General features: G+C 73.7%; 11 protein-coding genes. 2 read left to right on the plus strand and 9 right to left on the minus strand.

Annotation, left to right across the window (positions count from 1 at the left end; all coding sequences use genetic code 11):
- Positions 1-8: 8 nt before the first annotated feature.
- On the minus strand, positions 9-890 hold the full coding sequence (locus ACTHAM_RS12880) for a purine-nucleoside phosphorylase (protein WP_440688060.1): 882 nt from the start codon (positions 888-890) through the stop codon (positions 9-11).
- A gap of 32 nt (positions 891-922) precedes the next feature.
- On the opposite strand from ACTHAM_RS12880, the gene ACTHAM_RS12885 reads away from it, so the two are divergent.
- Positions 923-2,359, plus strand: coding sequence for an NAD(P)H-quinone dehydrogenase (locus ACTHAM_RS12885; RefSeq protein WP_440688062.1), 1,437 nt, complete (start codon positions 923-925; stop codon positions 2,357-2,359).
- A 6-nt stretch (positions 2,360-2,365) separates the two neighbouring features.
- Here ACTHAM_RS12885 and efeB read toward each other — a convergent pair whose 3' ends face one another.
- The 7 genes from efeB to ACTHAM_RS12920 form a co-directional block, all read right to left on the minus strand.
- Positions 2,366-3,775 (minus strand): iron uptake transporter deferrochelatase/peroxidase subunit, encoded by a 1,410-nt coding sequence (gene efeB, locus ACTHAM_RS12890; RefSeq protein WP_440688064.1) that lies wholly within the window; start codon positions 3,773-3,775, stop codon positions 2,366-2,368.
- A gap of 66 nt (positions 3,776-3,841) precedes the next feature.
- Positions 3,842-5,044: an iron uptake system protein EfeO gene (gene efeO / locus ACTHAM_RS12895; RefSeq protein ID WP_440688066.1), complete on the minus strand. Its 1,203-nt coding sequence runs from the start codon at positions 5,042-5,044 to the stop codon at positions 3,842-3,844.
- A gap of 87 nt (positions 5,045-5,131) precedes the next feature.
- Entirely contained in the window at positions 5,132-5,995 is an 864-nt protein-coding gene (gene efeU, locus ACTHAM_RS12900) for an iron uptake transporter permease EfeU (RefSeq protein WP_440688068.1), read from the minus strand.
- A gap of 158 nt (positions 5,996-6,153) precedes the next feature.
- Positions 6,154-6,684: an NUDIX domain-containing protein gene (locus tag ACTHAM_RS12905; RefSeq protein WP_440688070.1), complete on the minus strand. Its 531-nt coding sequence runs from the start codon at positions 6,682-6,684 to the stop codon at positions 6,154-6,156.
- A 4-nt stretch (positions 6,685-6,688) separates the two neighbouring features.
- Positions 6,689-8,482 carry an acetyl/propionyl/methylcrotonyl-CoA carboxylase subunit alpha gene (locus ACTHAM_RS12910; protein WP_440688072.1) on the minus strand — a complete coding sequence of 598 codons (1,794 nt, stop codon included), beginning with the start codon at positions 8,480-8,482 and terminating at the stop codon, positions 6,689-6,691.
- A 176-nt stretch (positions 8,483-8,658) separates the two neighbouring features.
- Entirely contained in the window at positions 8,659-9,324 is a 666-nt protein-coding gene (locus ACTHAM_RS12915) for a Maf family protein (RefSeq protein ID WP_440688074.1), read from the minus strand.
- A 9-nt stretch (positions 9,325-9,333) separates the two neighbouring features.
- On the minus strand, positions 9,334-10,125 hold the full coding sequence (locus tag ACTHAM_RS12920) for a TetR/AcrR family transcriptional regulator (RefSeq protein ID WP_440688076.1): 792 nt from the start codon (positions 10,123-10,125) through the stop codon (positions 9,334-9,336).
- 438 nt (positions 10,126-10,563) lie between these two features.
- Between ACTHAM_RS12920 and ACTHAM_RS12925 the strand changes: the two genes are divergently transcribed.
- Positions 10,564-11,319 (plus strand): vitamin K epoxide reductase family protein, encoded by a 756-nt coding sequence (locus tag ACTHAM_RS12925; protein WP_440688078.1) that lies wholly within the window; start codon positions 10,564-10,566, stop codon positions 11,317-11,319.
- A gap of 72 nt (positions 11,320-11,391) precedes the next feature.
- On the opposite strand, the gene ACTHAM_RS12930 is transcribed toward ACTHAM_RS12925, so the two are convergent.
- A complete protein-coding gene (locus ACTHAM_RS12930) occupies positions 11,392-13,101 on the minus strand; it encodes a DUF885 domain-containing protein (RefSeq protein ID WP_440688080.1) in 1,710 nt (569 codons plus the stop codon).
- Between the last annotated feature and the right edge of the window lie 61 nt (positions 13,102-13,162).

The raw sequence follows: 13,162 nt of genomic DNA on the forward strand, positions 1-13,162 counted from the left end.
AGCGCCGGTCAGAGGCGCTTGACGATCTCGGCCAGCAGCGCGCTGATGCGCGGGCCCGCGGCGCGGCCGGCCTCGAGGACCTCCTCGTGAGCCAGCGGGTCCGGGCTGATGCCGGCGGCCAGGTTCGTCACCAGCGAGATGCCGAGGATCTCCAGTCCGACCTGGCGGGCGGCGATCGCCTCGAGCGTGGTCGACATGCCCACGAGCGTGCCGCCGATCACCCCGGCCATGCGCACCTCGGCGGGCGTCTCGTAGTGCGGGCCGCGGAACTGCACGTACACGCCCTCGTCGAGCGAGGAGTCGACCTGGCGGGCCAGCTCGCGCAGGCGCGGGGAGTACAGGTCGGTGAGGTCGACGAACGTGGCGCCCTCGAGCGGGGACGTCGCGGTGAGGTTGATGTGGTCGCTGATCAGCACGGGCGTGCCCGGACCCCACGCCAGGTCCAGGCCGCCGCAGCCGTTGGTCAGCACGATCGTGGAGGCACCCGCCGCGGCAGCCGTCCGCACCCCGTGCACGACCCGGCGCACGCCGCGGCCCTCGTACAGGTGGGTGCGTGAGCCGAGGACCAGCGCGTGGCGCGGCTCGGCGTCGGGGGCGGCGTCCGGGCCGGGGGTGATCCGGATCGAACGGATGGTGCCCACGTGGCCGACGACCGCCGGGGCGGAGAACCCGGGGATCTCGTGGCTGGGCACCTCGGCGACGGTCTCGCCCAGCAGGTCGGCGGCGCCACCCCAGCCGGAGCCGAGCACCAGCGCGACGTCGTGGCGGGCCACACCGGTCGCCTCGGCCAGGTGGGCGGCGGCCAGGCGGGCGACCTCGAAGGGGTCGGTCGTGGGGTCGTCCAGGTCGGGCACGGGGGCGGAGCTGGCAGCGGCAACGGTGTCGGTCATGCACCGAGGCTATCGCCGCGCGAGCCTGCACAATGGGAGGCGTGAGCGCCCCCACGCCGGACCCGCAGCCCAGTCGCGTCGTCGTGGTCGGCGGGGGGCCGGGCGGGTACGAGGCGGCGCTCGTCGGGTGCCGGCTCGGGGCGGACGTGACGCTCGTCGAGAAGGTCGGTCTGGGCGGCGCGGCGGTGCTCACCGACGTCATGCCGTCCAAGACCCTCATCGCCACCGCCGAGTGGATGACCATCGCGGACCGCGCGCCCGAGCTGGGCATCCGGATCGGCGGGCTGGGCTCGCCCGAGCAGGTGCGGCACCGTATCGACCTCGGGGCGGTCAACACCCGGGTCAAGGCGCTCGCGGCCGCGCAGTCGGCCGACATCCGGGCGCGGCTCGAGCGCGAAGGCGTGCGGGTCGTCGTGGGCCACGGCCGGCTCGACGGCCCCTCGCACGTGGTCGCCACCGACGAGACCGGCCACGAGTCCCGGTTCGACGCCGACGTGGTGCTGGTCGCCACGGGAGCGACCCCTCGCGTGCTGCCGGAGGCGCGCCCCGACGGCGAGCGGATCCTGACCTGGACCCAGCTGTACGAGCTGACCGAGCTGCCGCAGCGGCTGATCGTCGTCGGCTCCGGTGTCACGGGTGCCGAGTTCGCCGGGGCGTACACCTCGCTGGGTGCGGACGTGGTGCTCGTCTCGAGCCGTGACCGGGTGCTGCCGGGCGAGGACGCCGACGCCGCCGAGCTCATCGAGGGCATCTTCCGTGCGCGCGGCATGACGGTCATGTCGCGCTCGCGGGCGCAGGCGGCCCAGCGGACGGCCGACGGCGTGACGGTGACGCTCGCGGACGGGACGGTCGTCGAGGGGTCCCACGTGCTGCTGGCCGTGGGGTCGGTGCCCACCACCGCCGGGCTCGGGCTGCAGGAGGCCGGTGTGCGACTGACGCCGTCGGGGCACGTCGAGGTCGACAAGGTCTCACGCACGAACGTCCGCGGCATCTACGCCGCGGGCGACTGCACGGGCGTGCTGCCGTTGGCCTCCGTGGCCGCCATGCAGGGGCGCATCGCGATGTCGCACGCACTGGGTGACGCGGTCACGCCGCTGTCGCTGCGCGGGGTGGCTGCGAACATCTTCACCGCACCGGAGATCGCCACGGTGGGCATGAGCGAGTCGCAGCTGGCGGCGCGTGACGTGCCGTACCGGGTCAGCGTGCTCCCGCTGGCCCGCAACCCGCGCGCGAAGATGCTCGGCGTGCGCGACGGGTTCATCAAGATCTTCGCTCACGCGACGGCCGGCACGGTGCTCGGCGCGGTGGTCGTGGGGCCGCGCGCCAGTGAGGCCGTGTACCCGTTGACGCTCGCCGTGACGCACCGGCTGACCACCGACCAGCTCGCCGAGGCATCGACGGTGTACCCGTCGATGTCGGGCACCGTCGCCGAGGTCGCCCGCATGCTGCACCACCGCGCCGAGGACTGAGCGCGGTCAGGTGAACAGGGCCTGCCCGACGAACGGGCTGGCGTCCGTGGTGGTCGGTGTCCCGTCCGTTCCGAGCACCAGCGCCCCGTCGGGCACCCCGGCCGGGACGGCGAACAGGCCGGACCCGGTGTGCTGCAGGTACTCCATGAGGGCGTCGTCGCGGGACAGCACGGTCTGCATCGGCACGTAGTGCGTGCGGGGGTCGCGCACGAACGCGAGGAAGAACAGGCCCGCGTCGAGCCGGCCGAGGCTGTCGTTGCCGTCGGTGAAGTTGTAGCCGCGGCGCAGCATGCGCACCCCGCCGTTGGTGCTGGGGTGTGCGAGCCGCACGTGCGAAGCGGTGGGCACCAGCGGTGCGCCGTCCCGGCCGGTCAGGGTGAGGTCGGGTTCGGTGAACTCCGTCCCGCCGGACAGCGGCGCCCCTTCGCCCTTGGTGCGGCCCACCACGGCCTCCTGCTCGCGCAGGGACGTGCGGTCCCACGTCTCGATGGTCATCCGGATGCGGCGGGCCACCAGGTAGCTGCCGCCGGTGAGCCAGGCGGAGTCGGTCGTGTCGGCCTGCGCGTCGGCGGCCGGCACCCAGATGTGCTCGTCGAGCGCCGCGGTCTCCTCGGCCTTGACGTTCGCCGTGCCGTCCTTGAACCCGAACAGGTTGCGCGGTGTCTGCTGCGCGCTCGACGTCGACGACGTACGCCCGTAGCCCAGCTGCGTCCAGCGGATCGTGGCCGTGCCGAACGCGGCTCGGGACAGGTTCCGTACGGCGTGGACCGCGACCTGCGGGTCGTCGGCGCAGGCCTGGACCACCAGGTCCCCGTCGCTGCGGGCGGGGTCGAGGGCGTCCTGCGGGAAGTGCGGCAGGTCGATGAGCCCGCCCGGCAGCCGGTCGGCCAGGCCGAACCGGTCGGTGCCCGGGGTGCCGTCGGGGGAGGGCGTGCCGACGAACAGCGACCGGCCGAAGCCGAACGTGATGGTCAGCCCGGCGGGTGGCAGGTCCGCGGCCTCGCCCGTGTCGTCCGGCGGGGCGTCGTACGGGCCTGACGCCGGTCCGGTGGGCCCTGCGGACAGGCCTTGCGTGAGTCGCGCAGCCATGGTTGTCCAGCGGCGCAGCAGGTCGACGAGCTCCTCGCGCGAGTCGGTGGTCAGGTCGAACGCCGCGAGGTACAGGCGGTCCTGCGCCGGGGTGACGATGCCGGCCTGGTGCACCCCGGTGAACGGGTACGTCCCGGTGCTGCTCGGGGTGGCAGCCGGCGGAGCCGGCGCGGTGCCGCGGCCCAGACCGAACCCCGCGGCCGCTCCCGCCGCCACCCCCGCCGTCAGGCCCGTGCCCCAGCCCAGCAGCGCCCGCCGGGACAGCCCGCGTGCGGGTGCGGCGGGCTGCCCGGCCTGTGCCGGGCCTGCGTCGGTGACGTCGGTCATCGTGGTCCTCGGGTGCGTGGGTCGGGGCGGGGGACGGGGCGAGCGCCGGGTGTCAGGAGCCGGTCGTCACGCGCCGGTGACGGTCGCCGTCAGCTGCGACAGGGGCTCCGACAGGGCGTCGACCGCCGCCGCCAGCTCCTTGACCTGCGTGGCGTCCAGCTGGTCGTAGGTGACGAACCCCGCCTCGTAGGAACCGTGCTGCGCGAGCAGGGCGTCGAGCGCGTCGAACTGGGCCGTCAGCTGCTCGGCGAGGTCCGGGTCGGCCGCCACGACGACGTCCTCGAGCACCTCGTAGGCGACGTGCGCGCCCTCGACGTTGGCCTGGAAGTCCCACAGGTCGGTGTGCGACCAGATCTCCTCCTCGCCGGTGACCTTGCCGGTGGCGACCTCGTCCAGCAGCTCCTTGGCGCCGTTGGCGATCTGGAACGCCTCGAACGTGAAGTCCTCGGCGGTGACGGCGTCGACGAGCTGCTGGGTGTAGGTGACCAGCTGCTCGGCGGCCGTGGCGCGCTGCTCGGCGGTCAGCGGCGTGTAGGCGATGCCGCCGTTGGCCTCGGGGGTGGGCTGCCACAGGTCCTTCTCGACCAGGTGCCAGCCGGTCCACGTCGCACCGGCCTCGAGGTCGGCCTCGCGCAGGTCGAGCAGCGGGTCGAGGTCGCCGAACGACTCGGCGACCGGCTCGACGCGCTCCCAGTGCACCCGGGTGGCCGCGTACAGCGAGCGGGCGGTCGCGTCGTCGCCCGCGGCGTAGGCGGCGGCGAACTCCTGCGTCCCGGTGATCAGCGCGCCGACCTGGTCCTTGACGTAGGCGACGTACGACGCCTCGGCGGCGGCCAGCTGGTCGGCCGTGTCGCCGGTCGGGCCGACCTCGACGCCGGAGTCGGTGACCGTGAACTGCGCGCGGATGCCGTCACCGACCATGCCGGGCTTGCACGCGGTCCAGTACGTGCCGGGCCGCAGCTGCACGACCAGGTCGCGGGACAGCCCGGGACCGATGTTCTCCACCTCGGACAGCACCTGCAGCCCGTCCTCGGCGAGCAGGTAGAACTCGGTGATGTCCGAGCCGTCGTTGGCGACCTGGAACGTCAGGGTGCCCGAGGGGGCCTCGTCGGCGGAGACCGAGCACGCGTCCGCGGTGGAGCTGACCGTGAGGACCCCGGGGACGGCGGCAGCGGTGCCCTGGGTGGGCGCCGGGTCGTTCGGCACGCACGCGGCGAGCGGCAGGGCGAGCGCGACCAGCGCGATCGTGGCGGGGCGGCGGAAGGACATGGGTCTCCTCGGGCAGGGCGGCAGGGGCCGACGGCGCGGCGTCGGTCGGGTGGGGGTCGGGAAGGGGGTGCGGAGCGGGGCCGCAGGTCAGGCCGGGCTGGCGGGCGCGACGACCGGTGCGGGGTTCGCGACCGGGCGCCGGGCGGGAGGGGCGGCGAACGCCATGCGGACGAACAGCGTCATCGTGGGCACCACGTAGGCGATCCACACGATCGCCTCGAGCCACGTGGTGGCGGGCGAGAAGTTGAAGATGCCCTTGAGCAGCACGCCGTACCAGGAGCTCGGAGGGATCGTGGCCGAGACGTCGAAGGCCAGTGCCCCCAGGCCGGGCAGCAGGCCGGCCTCCTGCAGGTCGTGCACGCCGTAGGCCAGGACGCCGGCCGCGACGATGATGAGGAACACGCCCGTCCACGCGAAGAAGCGGCGCAGGTCGATGCGGATCGCCCCGCGGTACATGAGCCAGCCGGCACCGACGGCCGTCAGCAGGCCCAGTGCCGCGCCGAGCAGCGGCGCCGTGGTCCGGCCCGTGGCCTGCGCGCCGGCCCACAGGAACAGGGCTGTCTCGAGGCCTTCGCGCCCCACGGCCAGCAGTGCCATGGTGACGACCGCGGCGCGTCCTGCGGCGACGGCGTCGTCGAGCTTGTGGTGCAGGTCGGCCTTCAGGTGGCGGGCCATCTTGCCCATCCAGAAGATCATCCAGGTGATCAGGCCCACGGCCAGGATCGACAGCGTGCCGCCGATGGCCTCCTGCGCCTCGAACGTCAGCCGGGAGGGCCCCCACGTGAGCAGGGCGCCGAACGCGAGCGAGACCGTGACGGCTACGGCGACGCCGGTCCACAGCGCGGGCAGCAGGTCACGGCGTCCGATGCGGACCAGGTAGGCCACCAGGATGCTGACGACGAGTGCCGCCTCGAGCCCTTCGCGCAGGCCGATCAGGTAGTTCGCGAGCATGGGGGCACTTCCGACGCCGGGAAGGTCCGTCACCCGAGGGTGGCGGCGACCCGCGCACTGTGCGGATCTGAGGACAGGCTTGCCTCACCTGGCGCGAGCGTACCTCGGGTCGGTCACGCCCCGCGAGACCCTGACCAGGGACCGGTCTGTGCGACCGCTCACCGGGACTCGAGCCGCGCCCGCAGTGTCGGCCACGCCTCGGCGAACGCCGGCAGCAGCGGATGCGTGGGGACCTGGTCGAGGGCGACCCACACCACCTGGATGCTCTCCGAGTCGGTCTCGCTCGGGTGGATCTCGACGAGCTCGTCGGCGAGCACCGTGGTGTACGCCCAGTCGCCGTGGTCGAGCACATGCACCCCACGGACGCCGAGCGACCCCTGGTCGATGCCGGCCTCCTCGTGCGCCTCGCGCAGCGCGGCGTCCACCGCCGACTCCCCGGGCGCGCAGGCCCCGCCCGGCACGCCCCAGGTCCCGCCCTGGTCGCTCCACGTCGCCCGGTGCTGCAGCACCACGTGCGTGGCCGCACCCGAGGCGTCCCGGCGTGCCAGCAGCAGGCCCGCGGCGCCGTGCAGCCCCCAGTGCCGGCGCCCGCAGCGGCACTGCACCCAGCCGTCGCCACCGTGCCGGTGCACGTGCTCGTGCGGTCCCGCCGGCGGGACCTGCGGGGTGCCGTCGGCCGGGTCGCTCATGGCGTCAGCCGACGATCTCGCAGATCGCGGTGCCGGCGCTCACGCTCGAGCCGACCGCCGCCGCGAGCCCGCTGACCACCCCGGAGCGGTGCGCCAGCAGCGGCTGCTCCATCTTCATCGCCTCGAGCACCACGACCAGGTCGCCCTCGGCGACCTGCGCCCCGTCCTCGACCGCGACCTTGACGATCGTGCCCTGCATCGGCGACGTCAGGGTGGCCCCGGACGCGTTCCCGTTGCTGCGGGTCGACGCGCGCCGGACGGGTCGACGGGCCGGACCGGTGCCGGCGCGGCCGCGGCTCATGCTCAGCGCGAGCGCCGTGGGCAGCACGACCTCCAGACGCTTGCCGCCGACCTCGACGACCACACGCTCCAGCGAGTCCGCGGGCTCCTCGGCCTCCGGTGACGTCGCCACCGGGGCCTTGCCGAGCGTGGCGAGCGTGTCGGCGAACTCGGTCTCGATCCACCGCGTGTGCACGGCGAACGGCTGGGTCGGGTCGGCCGGCACGAACGCCTCGTCCTCGAGCACGGCGCGGTGGAACGGTGCGACCGTCGGGATCCCGACGACCTCGAGCTCGGCCAGCGCCCGACGGGCCCGCTCCACGGCCTGCGTCCGCGTGGCACCCGTCACGACCAGCTTGGCGATCATCGAGTCGAACGCCCCCGAGACGGTGTCGCCCTCGACCACGCCCGAGTCCACACGCACCCCCGGGCCGGAGGGGAACCGCAGCCGGGTGATGCGGCCCGGGGCGGGCAGGAACCCGTCCGCCGGGTCCTCGCCGTTGAGCCGGAACTCCAGCGAGTGCCCGCGTGTGACCACGTGGTCGTAGCCGAGCGGTTCACCCGCCGCGATGCGCAGCTGCTCGCGGACCAGGTCGATTCCGCTGATCTCCTCGCTGACCGGGTGCTCGACCTGCAGACGGGTGTTCACCTCGAGGAACGAGACGGTGCCGTCCGCGCCGACCAGGAACTCGCACGTACCCGCGCCGACGTACCCCGCCTCGCGCAGGATCGCGACGGACGACTCGACCAGCAGGGCGCGCTGCTCGTCCGACAGGAACGGGGCGGGGGCCTCCTCGACGAGCTTCTGGTGCCGGCGCTGCAACGAGCAGTCGCGGGTGGAGACCACCACGACCGTGCCGTGCGCGTCCGCCAGGCACTGCGTCTCGACGTGCCGGGGGCGGTCCAGGTAGCGCTCGACGAAGCACTCGCCGCGGCCGAACGCCGCCGTGGCCTCGCGGACCGCGGACTCGAACATCTCGTCGATCTCGTCGGCGGTGCGCGCCACCTTCAGGCCGCGACCCCCGCCGCCGAACGCCGCCTTGATCGCGATGGGCAGCCCGTTCTCGGCAGCGAACGCGTGGATCTCGCGCACGTGCTCGACGGGGTCCGGCGTGCCCGCGACCAGGGGTGCGCCGGCGCGCTGGGCGATGTGCCGTGCGCTGACCTTGTCGCCCAGCTGCTCGATGGCCGAGGGGGGCGGACCGATCCAGGTCAGGCCTGCGTCGATGACCGCCTGGGCGAACCCGGCGTTCTCGGCGAGGAAGCCGTAGCCCGGGTGCACCGCGTCCGCGCCGGCGCGACGCGCGACGTCCAGCAGCTTGGCGATGTCCAGGTACGTCTCTGCGGCCCGTGCACCGCCCAGCGCGAACGCCTCGTCCGCGACGCGCACGTGCAGCGCCTCACGGTCGGGGTCGGCGTAGACGGCGACGGACCCGATGCGGGCGTCGCGGCAGGCGCGGGCGATGCGGACGGCGATCTCACCGCGGTTGGCGATGAGGACCTTGGAGATCACGGGCACGGCTCACCGTAACGCCCACCGCGTGCCCGGCCGCTGCGGGTGGACGGCACACGCCGAAGATTGGGGAACCGACCAAGGTCCTCGGTGGGCCGTTTGTAGGGTTCAGACGACGACACGGCGTGTCGTCTGGGGCTCGGCCCGACATCCCGGGCGGTCGTTGTCCGGTGCGGACAACCTCAGGCGGTGCGCCACAGCTGGTGCACGCGCACGCCCACCTCGCCGAGGAGTGCGCGCAGCAGCGGCAGGCTCAGGCCGACGACACCGTGGTGGTCTCCCTCGATGGCCTCGACGAACGGCCCTCCGAGCCCGTCGATCGTGAAGGCGCCGGCGACGGCCAGCGGTTCGCCCGTGGCCACGTACGCGTCGATCTCGTCGTCCGTCAGGGCCGCGAAGTGGATCACCGTCGAGGAGGTCGCGCCGTGCGTCCCGCCCGTGCCCTGGCCGCCCTCGGCCGGCAGCGGGCGCTCGTCCAGGAGCCAGTGCCCGGTGTGCAGCACGGCGGTCCGTCCACGCATGGCCCGCCAGCGTGCGACGGCCTCCTGCGCGTCGCGCGGCTTGCCGAGCACCTCGTCGTCGATCTCGAGCATCGAGTCGCAGCCGAGCAGCAGCAGGTCGTCGGCGTCGGCCAGCTCGTCGGGCAGGTGGGCGGCCACGTCCTCGACCTTGGCCCGGGCGAGCACCAGGACGGCGTCTGCGGGCTCCAGGTGGCCGTACCGCTCGCGGGCTTCGGCCAGGACGGCGTCCTCGTCGACCTGGGACACGTGCACCAGGGCGTCGATCCCCGCGGCGGACAGCGTGGAGCGGCGGGCGGGGGAGGCCGAGGCGAGCAGCAGTCGGGTCACGGCCCGAGCCTAGGGCTGCTCGGGCATCTTCTCCGGCATCAGCTCGGCGAGGAGTGAACGGTGAGCCCACCGCGCCCAGGCCAGCGCGGACCAGCCGGCGCGACCGACCAGGGCGTTCCAGGTCTCCGGCCCCAGGACGAGCGCGGCGACGTCGACCGCCTCGTCGGTGGTGAGCGACGGAGCGAGCGTGGCGGCCGTGTCCTGCGCGTACGTGGTGAGGAGCGTGCGGTGCACGGCGCGTCGGCGGGCCTCGTCCTGCTTCCACGCGTGCGCGAGCGCCGGTTCGCCCGCGCCCGCGAGCCGGACGACGTCGAGCAGCGGCCCGGCGCGGTTCATCAGGTCGACGAATCCCCGCACGTGCAGGAAGAGTCGCTGCGACGCGCTCGGCTCCTCGAGGGCGCCACGCACCCACGGCAGCCGCGTCAGGTCGCCCGGTCCCTGCCCCGGCACCCGGTCGATCCCGTCCGTCGCGTGGTCGAGGCAGCCGATCAGCAGCTCGGCCTTCGTCGGGTAGCTGTAGTACACGGTCTGCTCGGCCACCCCGGCGGTCCGGGCCACGGTGGTCACGGCGGTGGCGGCGTACCCCTCGCGGACGAACAGCTCGCGTGCGGCGGCGGTGATCCGGGCGCGGGTGGCCATCGCACGGCGCGTGCGCCCGTCGGTGGCCGGTCGCCCGCGCACGGCGGTGGCCTCGGCGAGCCGGGCGCCGAGACGCTCGTGCGTGCTCAGTGGTTCGTCGAGACGCGGGGCCGCCCCAGAGGCGCTCTGGGCGCCCGGAGGGGACTCCTGCTCGGCGTTCACGAGAAAACCATAGCGTGACTACAGAAAGTGTCGGGGTTCCGTGGTGACGCCGCCGGGCCCGGGCCGGGTCGGGCTGGGTCGAGCAGGGCTGGGCTGGTCGACGCCCTGCGGAGGCAGTGGAGCGGGGCGGCTCGGCGGTGCGCGACCCCTGGTCAGGCCGAGCGCGGCGCCCGTCCGGGCGGCCTGCCGGCCTTACCGCCATCTGTAGTAGCACTACAGAAAGGAATATGTAGTGACACCACCGATATGTGCATCGGCGCCACCCGCGACCCGCCGAGCGGGCGAGCACGAGGGTTGGGACGAACATCCAGGGATCTCCCAGCGCGGTGGCGCACAATGGAAGGGCGCCGTGGGCGCCGTGCCGTGCGCCACCATCCGGCTGCGGGCACGCAACGACAGCCACGCGCCCACCGGGCGACGGCACAAGAGGGGGTCCGCGTGGCCAGGACGACCACCGACGACGCAATCGACGACGACGGAGCGCTCGACGTGCAGGACCGCGGCACGCTCCACGACGAGGCGGGGGACCGCACGACTCCCGACGACGCGACACCCGATGACGTCGAGGACCTCGACGACGACCCGGACCTGCTGCGTCCTGCGCCGCTGGCCTGGCGCCGGCGCACCGCCATCGAGATGGTCATCTCGGGCCTGATCGGCATCTACGCCTCGTTCGTGCTCTCCATCGAGGCCCTGACCCTGGCCGCCGACGAGGATGCGAAGCTCGCCTGCGACCTGTCGAGCGTCATCAGCTGCGGCAAGGTGGGCACCAGCTGGCAGGCGACCCTGTTCGGCTTCCCGAACGCGTTCCTGGGCATCGCGGCCGAGGCGGTCGTGATCACCGTGGCCGTCGCGCTCATCGGCGGCGTAGTCTTCCCGCGGTGGTTCATGCTCGCGGCGCAGACCATCTACACCGCCGGGCTGGTCTTCGCGTACTGGCTGTTCTACGAGTCGGCCACCGACATTGGCGCGCTGTGCCCCTGGTGCCTGCTGATCACAGTCACCACGACCCTCGTGTGGGCGGGTCTGACTCGCATCAACGTGCGCGACGGCCACCTACGCCTGCCCGGTGCGGCCGGGCCCGGCGCCCGGAGGTTCGTCGCAGCCGGCAACGACTGGTTCGTGACGGTGGCGGCGCTGGTGCTGTTCGTGTCCGTCCTGGCCGTCAAGTACGGGCCCTCGCTCGTCTCCTGACGGCCGGCACGACGAGAGGGGCCCGGTGGATCGTCCCACCGGGCCCCTCTCGTCGACTCAGAGGTCCGTCGATCAGCCCGCCAACGCCTGACGCAGCACGTCCAGGGGCAGCGCGCCGACGCCGAGCGCCCGCGCGTGGAACGCGCGCAGGTCGAACGCCTCACCCTGGGCGGCGGCCGCAGCGGCCGAGGCGTCCCGGAACTGCTCCCACAGCCGCTGGCCGATCTTGTACGACGGCGCCTGCCCCGCCCAGCCCAGGTACCGGTTGAACTCGAAGCGGATGAACGCCTCGGGCATGTTCACGTTCGCCCGCAGCAGCTCCCAGCCCTTGTCGGCATCCCACGTGCCCCCGCCCCACCGCTCCGGTGCCGGCAGCCCCAGGTGCACGCCGATGTCGAAGACCACACGTGCGGCCCGCATGCGCTGGCCGTCGAGCATGCCGAGCCGGTCGCCCGGGTCGTCCATGAAACCCAGGTCGGCCATGAGGCGCTCGGCGTACAGCGCCCAGCCCTCACCGTGCCCGGAGGTCCAGCACGCCAGCCGGCGCCAGCTGTTGAGCGTGTCGCGTGCGAAGACCGCACCGCCGACCTGCAGGTGATGGCCGGGGACGCCCTCGTGGTAGACGGTCGTCTTCTCGCGCCACGTGTTGAACGTGGTCACCTCCGGCGGCACCGACCACCACATGCGGCCCGGGCGGGTGAAGTCGTCGCTCGGCCCCGTGTAGTAGATGCCGCCGCTCTGCGTCGGGGCGATGCAGCACTCCAGGGTCTGCACCGGACCGGGGATGTCGAAGTGCGTGCCGTTCAGTGCAGCGATCGCCGCGTCGGAGGTCTCCTGCATCCAGGCCTGCAGCGCGGCCGTGCCGTGCAGGGTGCGCGACGGGTCGGCGTCGAGCGCGGCGACGGCCTGCTCGACGGTGGCTCCCGGGCCTGCGAGCTGGGCCGCGACGGCCGTCTGCTCGGCGACCACCCGGTCCAGCTCCTCCAGACCCCAGGCGTACGTCTCCTCCAGGTCGACCGTCGCGCCGAGGAACGCGCGGGAGAACATCGCGTAGCGCTCACGGCCGAACGCGTCGTCCCGGGGAGCCTTCGGTGCGAGCTCCTCACGCAGCACCGCGGCCAGGTCCGCGTACGCCTGGCGTGCCGCCGCAGCGCGGGCCTCCAGCTCGGCGACCAGTGCGGCCGGCGCACCGACCGAGGCGGCGCCCTGCACGTACCCGGTGAAGAACGACGTCGAGGCGTCGGCCAGCTCCTCCGCCTGCCGCACGCCCTCCTCGACCTGACGCAGCGCCGCGACGTGGCCGCGCGAGGCCGCCAGGCGCAAGGACTCCGTGTACCCGGCCATCGAACCGGGCAGGCCGCCCAGACGGGCCGCGACGACCTCCCAGTCCGCCGTCGACGCCGTCGGCATCAGGTCGAGCACGTCGCGCATGCCCTGCAGGGGCGAGGCGATGTTGTTCAGGTCGCGCAGCGACTCGCCGGCCTCGTCCATCTCGATCTCGAGGCCGAGACGGTCGCGCATGGCGGCCACGGTGAGCACGTCGGTCTCGTCGACCGGGGTCAGCGAGGCGAGCGCGTCGAGCGTCGCGCGGGCCGCCTCGGTGCGGGCGGCGTGGCCCGCGGGCGAGAAGTCCGTCATCTCGTGGTCGTGCCCGGCGACACCCATCGACGTGGCGGCGATGGGGTCCAGCGCGGCGTAGCGGGTGACGTGCGCGTCGGCCACCTGGTCGATGGGGGTCGTCGCGCGGGTCGGGGGAGCGGCAGGGTTCGGTCGTGTCGTCACCACTCGACACTACCGGCCGGTACGGTCCCGGCTCCGGTGGATTTCCGCCGGAGCCCCGCGC

It is taken from the genome of Cellulomonas soli (assembly GCF_052036975.1).
Lineage (GTDB): Bacteria > Actinomycetota > Actinomycetes > Actinomycetales > Cellulomonadaceae > Cellulomonas > Cellulomonas soli_A.